Source organism: Streptomyces sp. NPDC051921, from assembly GCF_040680975.1.
Lineage (GTDB): Bacteria > Actinomycetota > Actinomycetes > Streptomycetales > Streptomycetaceae > Streptomyces.
Genome location: NZ_JBFAXU010000012.1, coordinates 129,699 through 145,200 on the forward strand (window position 1 = coordinate 129,699; position 15,502 = coordinate 145,200).

Genomic DNA, 15,502 nt, shown 5'->3' on the forward strand with positions numbered 1-15,502 from the left:
GCCGCCGGGAACCGGCGGGGCCCCGTGCCCCGGTCGGCGTCCGTCCCGGCGGAGTTCCGTCCGCCCGTCAGAGCGTGCGCAGCAGCACCGACGGGTTCTCGACGCAGTCCGCGACGTGGCGCAGGAAGCCACCGGCCGTCCCGCCGTCGCAGACCCGGTGGTCGAAGGTGAGCGAGAGCTGCACCACCTGACGCACCGCCAACTCTCCCTGGTGCACCCACGGCTTGGGCACGATCCGGCCCACGCCGAGCATGGCCGCCTCGGGGTGGTTGATGATCGGCGTGGAGCCGTCGACCCCGAACACGCCGTAGTTGTTCAGCGTGAACGTGCCGCCGGTGAGGTCTGCCGGGGTCAGAGTGCCCTGCCGGGCGGACTCCGTGAGGCGGGCGAACTCGGCGGTGAGCGACTCGGCGTTGCGGCCGCCCGCGTCCCGGACCACGGGAACGACCAGACCGCGCTCGGTCTGGGCGGCGAACCCGAGGTGCACGGAGGGCAGTCGGACGATCTCCCGCGCCGCCGTGTCCACCGTGGAGTTGAGCTCCGGGAAGCGGGCCAGGGCGTGCGTGCAGATCCGGGCGAGCAGCGCCAGGACGGAGATCTTCGGTCCGCCCGCCGCGTTCATCGCCGCCCGTGCGGCCATGAGTTCGGTCGCGTCGGCGTCGACCCAGCAGGTCGCGTCCGGGATCTCGGTACGGCTGCGCGACAGCTTGGCGGCGACGGCGCCGCGCACCCCGCGCAGCGGCACCCGCTCACCGGTGACGGCGACGCTCGCGGACGCGGAAGCAGCGGCGGGAGCGGCGGCCGGCGCGGGCGCGGCCGCATCGGCGTACGCGGCCGCGGACCGGTCCCGTGCGGCGACCGCGGTCTCGACGTCCGCCCGCAGGATCAGGCCCTCGGGCCCCGAGCCGCGGACCTGCCGCAGGTCGAGCCCCTTGTCGCGGGCGATCTTGCGCACCAGAGGCGAGATGACGGGCACCGGCCCCGCGGGGGCGTCGGCCTCCACGAGGGCGACGGGCGCGGCGGCCGCGGGGGCCGGTGCCGCGGCCGGGGTGTCGCGCCTGACCCGGCGGCGACGGGCGGCGGGCCCGGCGGTGCCGTAGCCGACGAGGACGTTGCCCGAGTACTCCGAGGACACGGCGGACTCGGCGGACTCGGTCGTCTCGGCGGGCGCGGCCTGCGAGGCGGCCGGGGCGGCGGCCTGGCCGTCCGTGGCGGGGGCGCCGCCGACCGCGACGGTCAGCAGCGGCGCACCGACCGGCAGCTCGGTCCCCTCGTCGCCGAAGCGGGCGGTGACGACACCGCCGTAGGGGCAGGGCACCTCCACCATCGCCTTGGCCGTCTCGACCTCGACGACGGGCTGGTCGATGGCGACGACGTCGCCCACGTCGACCAGCCAGCGCACGATCTCGGCCTCGGTGAGGCCCTCACCGAGGTCGGGCAGCTTGAATTCGAGCACCTGGGCCATCAGCTGCCCGCCTCCCACTGGAGGCGCGCGACCGCGTCGAGGACCCGGTCCACGCCGGGCAGGTGGTGCCGCTCCAGCATCGGCGGCGGGTACGGGATGTCGAAGCCCGCGACCCGCAGCACCGGCGCCTCCAGGTGGTGGAAGCAGCGCTCGGTGACCCGGGCGGCGATCTCACCGCCCGGGCCGCCGAAGCCGGTCGACTCGTGCACGACGACGGCCCGGCCGGTGCGCCGGACGGAGGCGCACACGGTCTCGTCGTCGAACGGCACGAGCGAGCGCAGGTCGACGACCTCCAGGTCCCAGCCCTCGGCCTGGGCGGCCTCGGCGGCCTCCATGCAGACCGGCAGGGAGGGGCCGTAGGTGATGAGGGTGGCGCTGGTGCCGCGACGGCGCACGACCGCCTTGCCGATCGGCTCGACGGCCGTCGGAGCCTCGGGCGACCAGTCGGACTTCGACCAGTAGAGCCGCTTGGGCTCCAGGAAGACCACGGGGTCGTCGGAGGCGATGGCCGCCCGCAGCAGCCCGTAGGCGTCCTCGACGGTCGCCGGGGTGACGACGTGCAGGCCGGGCGTCGCCATGTAGTACGCCTCGGAGGAGTCACTGTGGTGCTCGACGCCGCCGATCCCGCCGCCGTACGGCACGCGGACCACGATCGGCATCGGCATCGCGCCCCGGGTGCGGTTGCGCATCCGGGAGACGTGACTGATGAGCTGCTCGAACGCCGGGTAGGCGAAGGCGTCGAACTGCATCTCGACGACCGGCCGCAGCCCGTACATGGCCATGCCGACGGCCGTGCCGAGGATGCCCGCCTCGGCCAGCGGCGTGTCGGTGCAGCGGTCCTCGCCGAACTCCTTCGCGAGGCCGTCGGTGACGCGGAAGACGCCGCCGAGGGTGCCGACGTCCTCGCCCATCACGTGGACGGTGGGGTCCTCGGCCATGGCGTCCCGCATGGCGCGCTGGAGCGCCTGGGCCATGGTGGCGGGCTTGGCCGCCTTCTTCGCGGCCGGCCGCGCTGTCGCGTGGGTGGTCATCCCGCCTCGCTCTCGGCGTCGAGCTCCGCCCGCAGCTGCTCCGCCTGCTCGCGCAGCTGCGCGGTCTTCTCGGCGTACACGTGGGCGAAGAGGTCCATCGGGTCGAGCACCGGGTCGGCGTTCATGCTCTCGCGCAGCCGCGCCGCCATCGTCTCGGCGTCGTCGGCCGCGGCGCGGCGGGCGTCCTCGTCGAGGAGTCCGCGCTCCGTGAGCTCCCGCTCCAGGATCAGGATCGGGTCGTGCGCCCGCCACGTCTCGACCTCGCTGTCGCCGCGGTAGCGGGTGGCGTCGTCGGCGTTGGTGTGGGCGTCGATCCGGTAGGTGATCGCCTCGACGAGGGTGGGTCCGCCGCCGCGCCGGGCGCGGGCGACGGCCTCGGTCAGGACCTGGTGGACGGCGACCGCGTCGTTGCCGTCGACGAGCCGGCCGGGCATCCCGTAGCCGACGCCCTTGTGGGCGAGGGACGGGGCCGCGGTCTGCTTGGCGAGCGGCACGGAGATCGCGAAACCGTTGTTCTGCACGAGGAAGACGACGGGGGCCTGCCACACGGCGGCGAAGTTCAGCGCCTCGTGGAAGTCGCCCTCGCTGGTGCCGCCGTCGCCGACCATGGCGAGCGCCACCACGTCGTCGCCCTTGAGCCGGGCGGCGTGGGCCAGGCCCACGGCGTGGGGGAGCTGGGTGGCGAGCGGGGTGCTCAGCGGGGCTATGCGGTGCTCGCGCGGGTCGTAGCCGGTGTGCCAGTCGCCGCGCAGCAGGGTGAGGGCCTGGACGGGGTCGAGCCCGCGGGCGACGGCGGCCAGGGTGTCCCGGTACGAGGGGAAGAGCCAGTCCCGCTCCTCCAGGGCCAGCGCCGCGGCGACCTCGCAGGCCTCCTGGCCGGTCGTGGAGGGGTAGACGGCGAGCCGGCCCTGCTTGGTGAGGGCGGTCGCCTGCGCGTTGTACCGACGGCCGCGGACGAGCTCCCGGTAGAGCCGGCGGAGCAGCTCGGGGTCGGCGTCGGCCACGGCGTCGGTGCCGAGCACGCGCAGCGGCTCGGCGTCCGGCAGCAGCGGAGTCGGGTCGGTGCGGGGCTGCCAGGCCGGCGGCGGCGTGGGCCGGTAGGCGCGGGCGGCACCGGGGGGCTCTTGGACTGTCGAACTGCGCTGTTGCAACGAGTCCACCTCCTCGTGGGAGCGGGCATAAGACCCGAAGTCGGGTGGCGCGGAATGTGGCGCGCCTCACCTACCGATTGTTCGGTCGTGGAGGCATTTTGGCTACAGGCACCTCCAGCCTGTGGACAAACGGTTCTCCACAGCTTGGGATGGGTGCAGGTCGTCCAACGGAGAGAGGCGGGGGGACATGGCGGATGAACAAATGGCCGACGTCGAGGAGCAGGCGCACGGCGAGTCCTTGAACGCGCCCCCCGGCGCCGCCCCTGCCATGCTCTCCCCGATGCCGCCGGCCCGCCCGCTGGACGCGATCGACCGCGACATCCTGCGGCTGCTCCAGACCGACGGCCGCGCCTCGGTGCGCTCCGTGGCCGAGCGGGTCCACGTGTCCCGCGCCAACGCGTACGCGCGCATCAACCGGCTCATCGACGACGGGGTGATCCGGGGCTTCGGCGCCCGCGTCAACCACGAGCGGGCGGGCCACGGCGCCTCCGCCTACATCACCCTCAAGATCGTCCAGAACTCGTGGCGCACCGTGCGCGCACAGCTCCAGGCGCTGCCCGGCGCCGCACACATCGCACTGGTCAGCGGCGACTTCGACGTCCTGCTCCTCGTGCACACCCCGGACAACCGGACCCTGCGCGAGCTGGTGCTCACCCGGCTCCAGTCCATACCCGAGGTGCTCTCGACCCGCACCCTGCTGGTCTTCGAGGAGACGGACCTGGACCCGTACCCGGACCGCCTGGACTGACGGGCCACCTGCCGGGCTGCCGGGGGATGCCTGCGGGCCACCTGCCGGGCTGCCGGGGGCTGCCTGCGGGTGGCCTGCCGGGCTGCGAGGGCTGCCTGTCGGGCGCCGGAGCCGTGGGGACCCGCAGGGACGGGTGCGCCGTGCGGGCGGACGGATGCGGCCGGGAGGACAGGGGCGGAGGGGGCGAGTGGCGCCGCCCGGACGGACGGGACAGGCCCTCGAACGCCGAAGCGCCCGCCCGGGAGGCCCCGGGCGGGCGAAGTCCGGCGGAGGCCGGCGGGGAGAGGCGGCGGGGCGGGCCGAGCGGCCTCAGGAAGCCGTCCGCAGCCCGTCGAAGGCGAGGTGGACGACGGTGTCCGCGAGCTGGTCGCGCTCCGCCGCGGAGTCGTGCTGGGGCCGGTACCACTCCACCAGCGAGTTGATCATGCCGAAGAGCAGTCGGGTGGCGAGCCGGATGTCCACGTCCGCACGCAGGTCACCTTCGGCCGCCGCCGCCTTCAGGAGCTCGGCGACCCGGTGGTCGAACTCGCGGCGCCGCTCCATGGCCCACCGCTCGGTCGTCGTGTTGCCCCGCACGCGCAGCAGCAACGTCACGTACGGCAGCTCCTCGATCAGCACCTCGACGGTGCGCCGGGTGACGTACTCGACCCGCTCGACGGCCCGGCCACGGGCGGCCGCCGGCTCGTCGAGGATCGCGAAGAGCCCGTCGAGCGCCCGGCTGACGGCCCGGTGCAGCAGCTCCTCCTTGCCGGCCACGTGGTGGTAGATCGACGACTTGGAGATGCCGGCCGCCTTGGACAGGTGCTCCATGGAGGTGCCGTCGTAGCCGCGCTCGTTGAAGACCCGGACGGCGACGTGGAGCAGCGTCTCGGGGGTGTAGGTGTCGCGTCGCGCGGTGGTCATCTCTTCTCCTCCGCCTCTGCGGCCTCTTCGTCGTAGCCCCGGCGCGCGAGGGCGAGGGAGGGGGCGTAGCGGCCGGTGGGGTAGCGCTCGTGCAGGTTGCCGAGCAGGTCGCGCACCCCGGCGTAGCCGATGCTCTCGGCCCACTCCAGCGGTCCCACGGGGTAGTTGACGCCGAGCCGCATCGCCGTGTCCACGTCCTCGGCGGAGGCGACGCCCCGGTCGACGGCGTCGGCGGCGATGTCGGCGAGCATCGCGACCGTACGGGCGACGATCATGCCCGGGGTGTCCCCGATCACGGACACCTGCTTGCCGAGCGCCTGGAAGAGCCCCACGGCCTCCGCCAGCGTCTCCTCGGAGGTGCGCCTGCCGGTGGACAGAACGATCCGGCTCGCCCGCGCGTAGTCGAGCGCGAGGTCGAAGTAGACGACCTCGTCGTTCAGGAACTCGAAGGACGTCTCGCCGTCCGCGAGGTGCAGCCGGCCGCCGCCCGGCAGCGCGATGTACCCGGTGCCGCCCTTGCGGCGCACGGTGATCCCGGCCTGCTCGACGAGGTCGACCAGCGGCTGGGCGGGCCCGAGGCCGCCGCGGACGGTGATCGTCCCCGGTGCCTTCGCCGGGGCGGCGGTGTGCGGCTCGGGACGCCGGGCGCCCTCCGCGTACGAGTACCAGCCGTGCCCCGACTTGCGGCCGAGCCGCCCGGACTCGACGAGCCGCCGCTGCGCCAGCGAGGGGGTGAACTTGGGGTCCTGGTGGAAGGACTCCCACACCGAACGGGTCACGGCCTCGTTGACGTCCTGGCCGATGAGGTCGGTGAGCTCGAACGGGCCCATCCGGAAGCCGCCCGACTCGCGCAGGGCCGCGTCGATGGTGGCGGGGTCGGCGACGCCCTCCTCGTAGATCCGCAGCGCCTCCGCGTAGAAGGGGCGGGCGACCCGGTTGACGATGAACCCGGGGGTGTCGGTGCAGCGCACCGGCGTCTTGCCCCAGCGCTTCGCCGTCTCGTACGTGCGCGTGGCGGCGTCCGGGTCGGTGGCGAAGCCGCTGACGACCTCGACCAGCGGCAGCAGCGGAGCCGGGTTGAAGAAGTGCAGTCCGACGAAGCGGCCGGGCCGCTTCAGCCCTCCCGCGATGGCGGTCACGGACAGGGAGGAGGTGTTGGTGGCGAGCACGGTGTCCGCGCCGACGATCTCTTCGAGATCGGCGAAGAGACGCTGCTTGACGGGCAGGTGCTCGACGATCGCCTCGACGACGAGCGCGGCGTCCGCGAGCTCGGCGAGCTCGCCCGCCGCGTGCAGCCGGGCGACCGCCGCGTCCCGCTCCTCCGGGCCCAGCCTGCCCTTCTCGACCAGCCGGTCCAGGCGGCCCGCGACGGCGCTCACCGCCTCCTCGGCGCGGCCTGGCGCGCTGTCGTAGAGGCGTACGGGATGGCCCGCGACGAGGGCGACCTGGGCGATCCCCTGGCCCATGGTGCCCGTGCCGACGACGGCGACGGTGCCGGTCGGATCGATCGGCCCGGCTCCGTCGGCCGACACCGCGTCGCTCCCCTGGACGGTCGTGTTGGCGCTCATAGGAGTGATCCTCCCCGATGGGTTTTCCACAGGATCGCCGGACCCCCTTGTCCCGACCGATCGTTCGGTTACTCTAACTCCGTACGCGTCTCCCTGCCCAGCTCGACGAGGAGTTGGTCCACCCATGGCCACCGCTCAGCTGACCACCGACCGTCTGGCCGAGAAGCACCGGTCCACGCTCGATCAGGCCCTCGCCACCATCCGCACCCGCGCCTACTGGTCTCCGTACCCGGAGCACCCCAAGGCGTACGGGGAGAACGGCTCGCTGGACGCCGCCGCCGGCCTCTCCGCCTACAAGGAGCTGCTCGGCCGCCGCTTCGAGCTCGACCAGCCCGGCACCGACGGATGGGTCCCCGGCGAGACCTCTCCCTACGGCCCGGAGCTCGGCATCGAGTATCCGCACGCCGACATCGACGTCCTGCTCCCCGCGATGCGCGCCGGCATGGCGGCCTGGCGTGAGGCCGGCCCCGAGGTTCGCGCCCTGGTGTGCCTGGAGATCCTCGGCCGGATCTCCGACCGCACCCACGAGTTCGCGCACGCCGTCATGCACACCAGCGGCCAGGCCTTCATGATGGCCTTCCAGGCCGGCGGCCCGCACGCGCAGGACCGCGGCCTGGAGGCCGTGGCGTACGCGTTCGAGGAGCAGACCCGGACCCCGGCCGGCCGCGCCGCCTGGTCCAAGCCCCAGGGCAAGCGGGACCCGCTGGAGCTCAGCAAGGAGTTCACCGCGGTCGGCCGCGGCATCGCCCTGGTCATCGGTTGCAACACCTTCCCGACCTGGAACGGGTACCCGGGCCTGTTCGCCTCCCTCGCCACCGGCAACCCGATCCTGGTCAAGCCGCACCCGCGCGCGGTGCTCCCGCTGGCCCTGACCGTCCAGGTCGCCCGCGAGGTCCTCGCCGAGGCCGGCTTCGACCCCAATCTGGTCGCGCTGGCCGCCGAGCGGCCGGGCGAGGGCATCGCCAAGACCCTGGCGGTCCGCCCCGAGATCAAGATCATCGACTACACCGGCTCGACCGCCTTCGGCGACTGGCTGGAGGCCAACGCCCGCCAGGCCCAGGTCTACACGGAGAAGGCCGGCGTCAACACGGTCGTCGTCGACTCCACCGACGACTACAAGGGCATGCTGTCCAACCTGGCCTTCTCGCTGTCCCTGTACAGCGGCCAGATGTGCACCACCCCGCAGAACCTGCTCATCCCCCGCGACGGCATCGCCACCGACCAGGGCCCCAAGTCGTACGACGAGGTGACCGCCGACCTGGCGGCCTCGGTCGGCGGCCTGCTCGGCGACGACGCCCGGGCGAACGCGCTGCTCGGCGCCCTGGTCAACCCGGACGTGAAGGCGCGTCTGGAGGCCGCGGCGGGCCTCGGCGAGGTGGCGCTGGCCTCCCGCGAGGTCGAGAACCCGGAGTTCCCGGACGCCGTCGTGCGCACCCCGGTCATCGTGAAGCTCGACGGCTCGAAGCCCGATGCGGAGGCGGCGTACTTCTCGGAGTGCTTCGGCCCGGTCTCCTTCGCCGTCTCGGTCGACTCGACCGAGGCCGCCCTGGAGCTGCTGCGGCGCACGGTCCGCGAGAAGGGCGCGATGACGGTCGGCGCGTACACGACCTCGGCCGACACCGAGCGGGCCGTCGAGGAGGTGTGCCTGGAGGAGTCGGCGCAGCTCTCGCTGAACCTGACGGGCGGGGTCTACGTGAACCAGACGGCCGCGTTCTCCGACTTCCACGGCTCGGGCGGCAACCCGGCGGCGAACGCGGCGCTGTGCGACGGCGCCTTCGTCTCCAACCGCTTCCGGGTGGTGGAGGTCCGCCGCCAGGCCTGACGCGGACGCGCCGTCCTCGGTGCCGGACAGGTGTCCGGCACCGAGGACGGTCAGTCCTGGGTGATCTCCGCGTAGCGCTGCACCCAGGCGTGCATGGCGATCGCCGCCGCGGCACCCGCGTTGATCGACCGGGTCGAGCCGAACTGGGCGATCGAGCAGACCATCGCCGCGTGCTTCCGGGCCTCCTCGGTGAGGCCCGGCCCCTCCTGCCCGAAGAGCAGCACACAGCGGCGCGGCAGCACGGTCCGCTCCAGCGGCACCGCGCCCGGCAGGTTGTCGATGCCGATGATCGGCAGGTCCTCGGCCGCCGCCCAGGCGGTCAGCGCCTCCGTGTCGGGGTGGTGGCGCACGTGCTGGTAGCGGTCGGTGACCATCGCGCCGCGCCGGTTCCAGCGCCGTCGGCCCACGATGTGGATCTCCTTGGCCAGGAAGGCGTTGGCCGTCCGCACCACCGAACCGATGTTGAAGTCGTGGCCCCAGTTCTCCACGGCCACGTGGAAGTCGTGGCGGCGGGTGTCCAGGTCCGCGACGACCGCCTCGCGCGTCCAGTACCGGTACCGGTCGACGACGTTGCGCCGGTCGCCGCCGGCCAGCAGCTCGGGGTCGTAGCGCTCGTCGTCCGGCCAGGGCTCCGGGTGCGGCCCGACGCCGATCTCGGGGCCGTACCCCTCGTCGTACTGGATCGGCTCGCCGCCCTCGACGGGGCCGGGCTCTTCTTCGGTGGTGCTCACCCGACGAGGGTACGGGGGCCCGGCTCCTCACCCGAACGGCTCAACCCCACCGCTTCCTCCGCACCCCGGTCCCGGTCCCGGCCGAGCAGTCGATCCCGGCCGCGGGCGACCCGCGCACCCAGCCACACCAGGAACACGGTGGGCAGGAAGACGGCGTCGGCGGCGATCATCGCGAGCGAGAAGAACGGCAGCCCGAGCAGCAGCGCGATGCCCGCGTGCTCCAGCATCATCAGCCCGAGCAGCACGTTCTTGACCTTGCGGTGGAAGAGCGTGAAGGGGAAGGCGACCTGCACGATCACGGTGCCGTAGGTCAGCAGCAGCACCATGGTCCCGCTCGACCCGAGCAGGTCGGAGAGGGCGGGCCAGGGGGAGAAGTAGTCCAGCTTGAGCGGGTAGTAGAGCGCGGTGCCGTCCTGCCAGCGGGATCCCTGGATCTTGTACCAGCCGGCGGTGGCGTAGATCAGACAGACCTCGGCCATGATCACGACGAGGGTGGCGTTGTGGGCGAGGTTGGCCAGGACGTCGAGGAGGACACGCGGCTCGTCGGCGGCGTAGCGGCACACCAGCCACCACAGTCCCTGCCCCAGCCACAGCACCCACAGCAGCACCAGCAGCCACCACTCCCCGGTGGCGCCGGAGAAGTACGTGGCGGCCATCAGGAAGCCGCCGAGCACCGTCCACAGCAGTGGACCGACGGGCCCGTCGTCGCCGCGGCCGCGGGCCGCCCGCCGGGCGTCGAGGGACCAGACCTGCCCGCAGCGGGTGAGGACGAGGTAGAGCGCCATCAGGTGGACCACGTTGTCGCCGCCGTCGCCCATGAAGATGGAGCGGTTCTGCAGCGACAGCACCCCGGCCATGAAGACCGCCGACACGGCCCGGGTGTGCCAGCCGAGCAGCAGCAGGACGGCGGAGAGCACGGCGAGGCCGTAGACGACCTCGAACCAGAGCCGCCCGTCGGACCACATCAGCGCGGTGAAAGCGCGGTTGTCGGCGATCAGCCGTCGGCCCATCTCCCACGACCACGGGCCGTCGGGGCCGTACAGCTCCAGCCGGTGCGGCCACTCGCGCAGCAGGAACAGCAGCCAGGTGAGGGAGAAGCCGATCCGGACGATCGCCGTCTGGTACGGGCCGAGGGCGTTCGCCGTGACCTTCTGCACGGCGCCGGCGAGCCGCCTGTCGAAGGGGACGCGGTTCCGCCCGGCAGCGGGGTCCTGGCTCATCGGGCCGCCTCCACGGTGGCCCCGGCGGGCCGGTCGGCGGCGGTGACCCGCCACCACGGATACGTACGGAAGGCCGGCTCCGTGTCGGTCTTCTCGGTGCTCCACGCGGGGGCCGCCACCGACCGGGTGGCGGAGCGCAGCTGGATCTTCTTGACCGTCCCGCCGAGCTCCTCGTCGTCGAGGCGCAGCATCACGATCCGCCGCAGGTACGACTCGGAGAGCTCGCCTCGCAGCCCGTTGGGGCGGTGGTCGTCGGTGTGCGAGTTGAGGTAGAAGTCCCAGGCCCGGCGCAGCTCGTTCTGCTCGGTGTGGCTGGGCAGGAGGCTGCCGCGGATCCGCTCCGTGTCCTGGGCGGACAGGTCGATCCAGTCGGTGGTCCGGCGGGTGCCGTCAGCCGCGGCGATCTCCGCGCGGACCTCGACGGAGATGTTCTGCTGGAGCGGGTTGGGGGCGAAGAGCTTCCAGTTCTGCTCGAACTCGGGGTAGACCCAGTCGTCGACGGCCTCGCCGTGCTGCTTGGTCAGCGTGTTCGAGGGCGCGACGTGCAGGAAGACCATCGCGAGGTGGACGCAGGCGAAGACGCCGACGACGGCGAGGGCGACCGCCGCGACCACCTGGTAGGGCAGGGAGAGCGCAGCGATACCCGCCGGGGCCGTCCCGGGCCGTCCGGGGCCGGACGCGGCGTCACCGGCGGCCACGGAACCCGACGCGGCAGCGGAGCCCGCCTCGGCGCTGGAGTCCGACGCGGCGCTGGAGTCCGACGCGGCGCTGGAGCCGGCGTCGGCGCTGGAGCCCGCATCGATGCCGGAGACCAAGGCGGCGCCGCCGGAGCCGGAGGCGGACCGGGGGCCGCCGTCAGCGCTGGAGTCCGACGCGGCAATGGAGTCCGAGGCGGCACTGGAGTCCGAGGCAGCAATGGAGCCTGAGACGGACCGGGCACCCGCGTCGGCTCGGGAGCCCACGTCGACTCGGGCGTCCGCGTCGGCTCGGGCGTCCCCGTCGGCACCGGCGGTTATCTCGGGGCCGGGGGCCGGCCCGGACCCGGCGTCACCGGCGCCCCCGGCCCCCTCACCCTCGTACGACTCCATCGCGCCCCGCTCCCGATCTGCCCAAGCAGTTATCCACAGAGGTTGACACCATACGGGCCGCCGAACGACCATTGAAGTCATTCAACCGAACGATCGGTCGGTAGGGGGTCCGATGACCACAGGCACGGCAGAGACGACAGGGACAGCGGGTTCGACGGCGACCCAGGCCGCCCTCGAAGCGGTGTTCGACGCCGCCGTGGCCGCCGAGGAGCGCATCGAGCCCCGCGACTGGATGCCGGAGCCCTACCGGGCCGGCCTGATCCGCCAGATCGCGCAGCACGCCCACTCCGAGATCATCGGCATGCAGCCGGAGGCCAACTGGATCACCCGCGCGCCCAGCCTGCGGCGCAAGGCGATCCTCATGGCCAAGGTCCAGGACGAGGCCGGCCACGGGCTCTATCTGTACAGCGCGGCCGAGACCCTCGGCGCCAGCCGCGACGAGCTCCTCGACAAGCTCCACTCCGGTCGCCAGAAGTACTCCTCGATCTTCAACTACCCCACGCTGACCTGGGCCGACGTCGGCGCGATCGGCTGGCTCGTCGACGGCGCCGCCATCACCAACCAGGTCCCCCTCTGCCGCTGCTCCTACGGGCCCTACGCCCGGGCGATGGTCCGGGTCTGCAAGGAGGAGTCCTTCCACCAGCGCCAGGGGTACGAGGCGCTGCTCGCCCTCTCCCGCGGCACCGAGGCCCAGCACGCCATGGCCCAGGACGCGGTGGACCGCTGGTGGTGGCCGTCGCTGATGATGTTCGGCCCGCCGGACGACGAGTCGACCCACTCCGCCCAGGCGATGGCGTGGAAGATCAAGCGCCACTCCAACGACGAGCTGCGCCAGCGCTTCGTCGACATCGCCGTCCCGCAGGCCGAGAGCCTCGGCCTCACCCTCCCCGACCCCGACCTGAAGTGGAACGAGGAGCGCGGGCACTACGACTTCGGCCCCATCGACTGGGCCGAGTTCTGGGACGTCCTCAAGGGCAACGGCCCCTGCAACGAGCAGCGGCTCACCAAGCGCCGCCAGGCGCACGAGGACGGCGCCTGGGTCAGGGACGCCGCCGCGGCCTACGCGGACAAGCACGCCGGGCAGAACGGCGGACAGCACGAGAACGGGGAGGCACGCGCATGACCACCGACGGATGGCCGCTGTGGGAGGTGTTCGTGCGCTCGCGCCGCGGACTGTCCCACACCCACGCCGGCAGCCTGCACGCCCCGGACGCCGAGATGGCCCTGCGCAACGCCCGCGACCTCTACACCCGGCGCAACGAAGGCGTGTCGATCTGGGTCGTCCCCTCCGCCGCGATCACCGCCTCCTCTCCCGACGAGAAGGACCCCTTCTTCGAGCCGTCCGCGGACAAGCCCTACCGCCACCCGACCTTCTACGAGATCCCGGACGGGGTGAAGCACCTGTGACCGGCCCGACCACGACCGCCGTCCCGGCCGCGACGCTCGCCCTCGGCGACGACGCCCTCGTCCTCGCCCAACGCCTGGGGGAGTGGGCCGGCAGCGCCCCCGTCCTCGAAGAGGAGGTCGCCCTCGCCAACATCGCGCTCGACCTCCTCGGCCAGGCCCGCGTCCTGCTCTCCCTCGTCGGCGACGAGGACGAACTGGCCTACCTCCGCGAGGAACGCGCCTTCCTCAACTGCCAGCTCGTCGAGCAGCCCAACGGCGACTTCGCCCACACCATCGCCCGGCAGCTCTACTTCTCCACCTACCAGCACCTCCTGTACGGGCAGCTGGCCGCCACCGACGGCCCGCTCGCCGGTCTCGCCGGCAAGGCCGTCAAGGAAGTCGCCTACCACCAGGACCACGCCGAGCACTGGACCCTGCGCCTCGGCGACGGCACCGAGGAGAGCCACCGGCGCATGCAGCAGGCCTGCGACGCCCTGTGGCGCTACACCGGCGAGCTGTTCCAGCCCCTCGACGGCCTCGACCTCGACACCGAGGCCATGGACCGCGCCTGGCTCGACTCCGTGACCACCGTCCTCGGCAAGGCCACACTCACCGTCCCCTCCGGACCGCGCACCGGCGCCTGGAGCGCCGGCGCCGGCCGCCAGGGCCTCCACACCGAGTCCTTCGGCCGCATGCTCGCCGAGATGCAGCACCTGCACCGCAGCCACCCGGGGGCGTCATGGTGACCACCACCCCGACCGCCCTCGAAGAGGAACTCGCCCGGATCGCCGGCGCCGTCCTCGACCCCGAGATGCCCGTCCTCACCCTCGCCGAACTCGGCGTCGTGCGCGGCGTCCACGTCCACGGCCCCGGCCGCGTCGAGGTCGAACTCACCCCCACCTACACCGGCTGCCCGGCGATCGAGGCGATGTCCTCCGACATCGAGCACGCCCTCCACGCCCACGGCATACCCGAGGTCTCCGTCGTCACCGTCCTCAGCCCCGCCTGGTCGACCGACGACATCACCGCCGAAGGCCGCCGCAAGCTCGCCGAGTTCGGTATCGCACCGCCCCGCCCCCAGGGCCCGGCCGACGGACCCGTGCCGCTCACACTGGCGATCCGCTGCCCCCACTGCGGCTCCACCGACACCGAACTGCTCAGCCGCTTCTCCTCCACCGCGTGCAAGGCACTGCGCCGCTGCACGTCCTGCCGCGAACCGTTCGACCACTTCAAGGAGTTGTAGATGCCGTCCCAGAGCCCCGGACGGGCCGGGTTCCATCCGCTCCGCGTGAGCGAGGTCGAGCAGCTCACCGACGACTCCGTGGCCGTCACCTTCGCGGTCCCGTCCGAACTCGTCGACGCCTACCGGCACACCCCCGGCCAGCACCTCGCCCTGCGCCGCACCGCGCCCGGCGGCGCGGAGATCCGCCGCACGTACTCGATCTGCGCCCCGGCCGCCGCCGAGGGCGAGAGCCCGGTCCTGCGCGTCGGCATCCGGCACGTCGATGGCGGCGAGTTCTCCACCTACGCCCTCAAGGAGCTCGCCGTCGGCGACCTCGTCGAGGTCATGGAACCCATGGGCCGCTTCGTCCTCGACCCCCGCCCCGGACACTTCGCGGCCGTGGTCGGCGGCAGCGGCATCACCCCGGTCCTGTCGATGGCCGCCACCCTGCTCGCCCGGGAGCCCGAGGCCCGGTTCTGCCTCGTCCGCAGCGACCGCACCGCGGCCTCCACGATGTTCCTCGACGAGGTCGCCGACCTCAAGGACCGCCACCCGGACCGCTTCCAGCTGATCACCGTCCTCTCCCGCGAGGAACAGCAGGCCGGACTCCCCTCCGGACGGCTCGACGCGGAACGGCTCACCGCACTGCTCCCCGCACTGCTCCCCGTCGGAGAGATCGACGGCTGGTTCCTGTGCGGACCCTTCGGCCTGGTGCAGAGCGCCGAACAGGCTCTGCGCGGCCTCGGCGTCGACCGTGCCCGCGTCCACCAGGAGATCTTCCACGTCGACGACGGCTCCGCCCCCGCACCGGCCGCCGCCGCGGACGCCCCCGCGCAGGCGACGCTCACCGCGACCCTGCACGGCCGGTCCGGCAACTGGCCCGTCCAGCGCGGCGAGACGCTCCTCGACACCGTGCTGCGCGCCCGGGCGGACGCCCCGTACGCCTGCAAGGGCGGCGTGTGCGGCACCTGCCGCGCCTTCCTCGTCTCCGGCGAGGTCCGCATGGACCGCAACTTCGCCCTGGAGCCCGAGGAGACCGACGCCGGCTACGTCCTGGCCTGCCAGTCCCACCCCGCCACACCGGAGGTCGAGCTCGACTTCGACCGCTGACCGCTGCGGCCCGCCCATTCCCTTCCGCTAGAACCTGTTCTATCTTGACGATCCGTC

At 73.0% G+C, this 15,502-nt stretch carries 15 protein-coding genes; 7 read left to right on the plus strand and 8 right to left on the minus strand.

The annotated features are described in order from the left end of the window. Positions 1-67: 67 nt before the first annotated feature. Genes AB0M16_RS17925 through pdhA form a run of 3 tightly spaced genes read right to left on the minus strand, consistent with a single transcriptional unit; the run spans position 68 to position 3,656 of the window. Positions 68-1,465 carry a dihydrolipoamide acetyltransferase family protein gene (locus AB0M16_RS17925; RefSeq protein ID WP_365343849.1) on the minus strand — a complete coding sequence of 466 codons (1,398 nt, stop codon included), beginning with the start codon at positions 1,463-1,465 and terminating at the stop codon, positions 68-70. After that, the gene (locus AB0M16_RS17930; RefSeq protein ID WP_365343851.1) at positions 1,465-2,496 is read right to left on the minus strand and encodes an alpha-ketoacid dehydrogenase subunit beta; all 1,032 of its coding nucleotides are present in this window, start codon (positions 2,494-2,496) and stop codon (positions 1,465-1,467) included. The genes AB0M16_RS17925 and AB0M16_RS17930 overlap by 1 nt, the downstream gene beginning before the upstream one ends. Next, complete coding sequence (pdhA, locus tag AB0M16_RS17935; protein ID WP_365343854.1) at positions 2,493-3,656, minus strand: pyruvate dehydrogenase (acetyl-transferring) E1 component subunit alpha; 1,164 nt, start codon at positions 3,654-3,656, stop codon at positions 2,493-2,495. Before pdhA ends, AB0M16_RS17930 begins: the two co-directional genes overlap by 4 nt. Positions 3,657-3,915: 259 nt before the next feature. On the opposite strand from pdhA, the gene AB0M16_RS17940 reads away from it, so the two are divergent. Continuing rightward, entirely contained in the window at positions 3,916-4,395 is a 480-nt protein-coding gene (locus AB0M16_RS17940) for an Lrp/AsnC family transcriptional regulator (RefSeq protein WP_365344010.1), read from the plus strand. A gap of 309 nt (positions 4,396-4,704) precedes the next feature. Here the strand turns inward: AB0M16_RS17940 and AB0M16_RS17945 are convergent, their stop codons facing one another. Together AB0M16_RS17945 and AB0M16_RS17950 are read right to left on the minus strand one after the other, a co-directional pair. Next, positions 4,705-5,298: a TetR/AcrR family transcriptional regulator gene (locus AB0M16_RS17945; RefSeq protein ID WP_365343856.1), complete on the minus strand. Its 594-nt coding sequence runs from the start codon at positions 5,296-5,298 to the stop codon at positions 4,705-4,707. Then, complete coding sequence (locus tag AB0M16_RS17950) at positions 5,295-6,866, minus strand: 3-hydroxyacyl-CoA dehydrogenase (RefSeq protein ID WP_365343858.1); 1,572 nt, start codon at positions 6,864-6,866, stop codon at positions 5,295-5,297. The genes AB0M16_RS17945 and AB0M16_RS17950 overlap by 4 nt, the downstream gene beginning before the upstream one ends. A 124-nt stretch (positions 6,867-6,990) precedes the next feature. Between AB0M16_RS17950 and paaN the strand changes: the two genes are divergently transcribed. Next, a complete protein-coding gene (gene paaN / locus AB0M16_RS17955) occupies positions 6,991-8,688 on the plus strand; it encodes a phenylacetic acid degradation protein PaaN (protein WP_365343859.1) in 1,698 nt (565 codons plus the stop codon). Positions 8,689-8,738: 50 nt separating this feature from the next. Here paaN and AB0M16_RS17960 read toward each other — a convergent pair whose 3' ends face one another. From AB0M16_RS17960 to AB0M16_RS17970, 3 genes are read right to left on the minus strand one after another with little or no spacing between them, the layout of a single operon-like run. Continuing rightward, positions 8,739-9,419 (minus strand): TrmH family RNA methyltransferase, encoded by a 681-nt coding sequence (locus AB0M16_RS17960; protein ID WP_365343861.1) that lies wholly within the window; start codon positions 9,417-9,419, stop codon positions 8,739-8,741. After that, entirely contained in the window at positions 9,416-10,639 is a 1,224-nt protein-coding gene (locus AB0M16_RS17965) for an HTTM domain-containing protein (protein WP_365343863.1), read from the minus strand. The genes AB0M16_RS17960 and AB0M16_RS17965 overlap by 4 nt, the downstream gene beginning before the upstream one ends. Beyond that, positions 10,636-11,454 carry a DUF5819 family protein gene (locus AB0M16_RS17970; protein ID WP_365343865.1) on the minus strand — a complete coding sequence of 273 codons (819 nt, stop codon included), beginning with the start codon at positions 11,452-11,454 and terminating at the stop codon, positions 10,636-10,638. The genes AB0M16_RS17965 and AB0M16_RS17970 overlap by 4 nt, the downstream gene beginning before the upstream one ends. Positions 11,455-11,839: 385 nt before the next feature. On the opposite strand from AB0M16_RS17970, the gene paaA reads away from it, so the two are divergent. From paaA to AB0M16_RS17995, 5 genes are read left to right on the plus strand one after another with little or no spacing between them, the layout of a single operon-like run. After that, positions 11,840-12,850 carry a 1,2-phenylacetyl-CoA epoxidase subunit PaaA gene (gene paaA / locus AB0M16_RS17975; RefSeq protein WP_365343867.1) on the plus strand — a complete coding sequence of 337 codons (1,011 nt, stop codon included), beginning with the start codon at positions 11,840-11,842 and terminating at the stop codon, positions 12,848-12,850. Next, positions 12,847-13,134, plus strand: coding sequence for a 1,2-phenylacetyl-CoA epoxidase subunit PaaB (gene paaB / locus AB0M16_RS17980; RefSeq protein WP_352076750.1), 288 nt, complete (start codon positions 12,847-12,849; stop codon positions 13,132-13,134). The genes paaA and paaB overlap by 4 nt, the downstream gene beginning before the upstream one ends. Further along, positions 13,131-13,859, plus strand: coding sequence for a 1,2-phenylacetyl-CoA epoxidase subunit PaaC (gene paaC, locus AB0M16_RS17985; protein WP_365343870.1), 729 nt, complete (start codon positions 13,131-13,133; stop codon positions 13,857-13,859). The genes paaB and paaC overlap by 4 nt, the downstream gene beginning before the upstream one ends. Next, entirely contained in the window at positions 13,853-14,356 is a 504-nt protein-coding gene (gene paaD / locus AB0M16_RS17990) for a 1,2-phenylacetyl-CoA epoxidase subunit PaaD (RefSeq protein ID WP_365343872.1), read from the plus strand. The genes paaC and paaD overlap by 7 nt, the downstream gene beginning before the upstream one ends. After that, complete coding sequence (locus AB0M16_RS17995) at positions 14,357-15,445, plus strand: 2Fe-2S iron-sulfur cluster-binding protein (RefSeq protein ID WP_365343874.1); 1,089 nt, start codon at positions 14,357-14,359, stop codon at positions 15,443-15,445. The last annotated feature ends 57 nt before the right edge of the window (positions 15,446-15,502 follow it).

Bases quoted from the DNA above. Each gene is read 5' to 3' on its own strand.
- AB0M16_RS17930 (WP_365343851.1), bottom strand. From the start codon at position 2,496: ATGACCACCCACGCGACAGCGCGGCCGGCCGCGAAGAAGGCGGCCAAG.
- paaA (WP_365343867.1), top strand. From the start codon at position 11,840: ATGACCACAGGCACGGCAGAGACGACAGGGACAGCGGGTTCGACGGCG.
- paaD (WP_365343872.1), top strand. From the start codon at position 13,853: ATGGTGACCACCACCCCGACCGCCCTCGAAGAGGAACTCGCCCGGATC.
- AB0M16_RS17965 (WP_365343863.1), bottom strand. From the start codon at position 10,639: ATGAGCCAGGACCCCGCTGCCGGGCGGAACCGCGTCCCCTTCGACAGG.
- AB0M16_RS17925 (WP_365343849.1), bottom strand. From the start codon at position 1,465: ATGGCCCAGGTGCTCGAATTCAAGCTGCCCGACCTCGGTGAGGGCCTC.
- paaB (WP_352076750.1), top strand. From the start codon at position 12,847: ATGACCACCGACGGATGGCCGCTGTGGGAGGTGTTCGTGCGCTCGCGC.
- paaN (WP_365343859.1), top strand. From the start codon at position 6,991: ATGGCCACCGCTCAGCTGACCACCGACCGTCTGGCCGAGAAGCACCGG.
- AB0M16_RS17945 (WP_365343856.1), bottom strand. From the start codon at position 5,298: ATGACCACCGCGCGACGCGACACCTACACCCCCGAGACGCTGCTCCAC.
- AB0M16_RS17995 (WP_365343874.1), top strand. From the start codon at position 14,357: ATGCCGTCCCAGAGCCCCGGACGGGCCGGGTTCCATCCGCTCCGCGTG.
- AB0M16_RS17940 (WP_365344010.1), top strand. From the start codon at position 3,916: ATGCTCTCCCCGATGCCGCCGGCCCGCCCGCTGGACGCGATCGACCGC.
- AB0M16_RS17950 (WP_365343858.1), bottom strand. From the start codon at position 6,866: ATGAGCGCCAACACGACCGTCCAGGGGAGCGACGCGGTGTCGGCCGAC.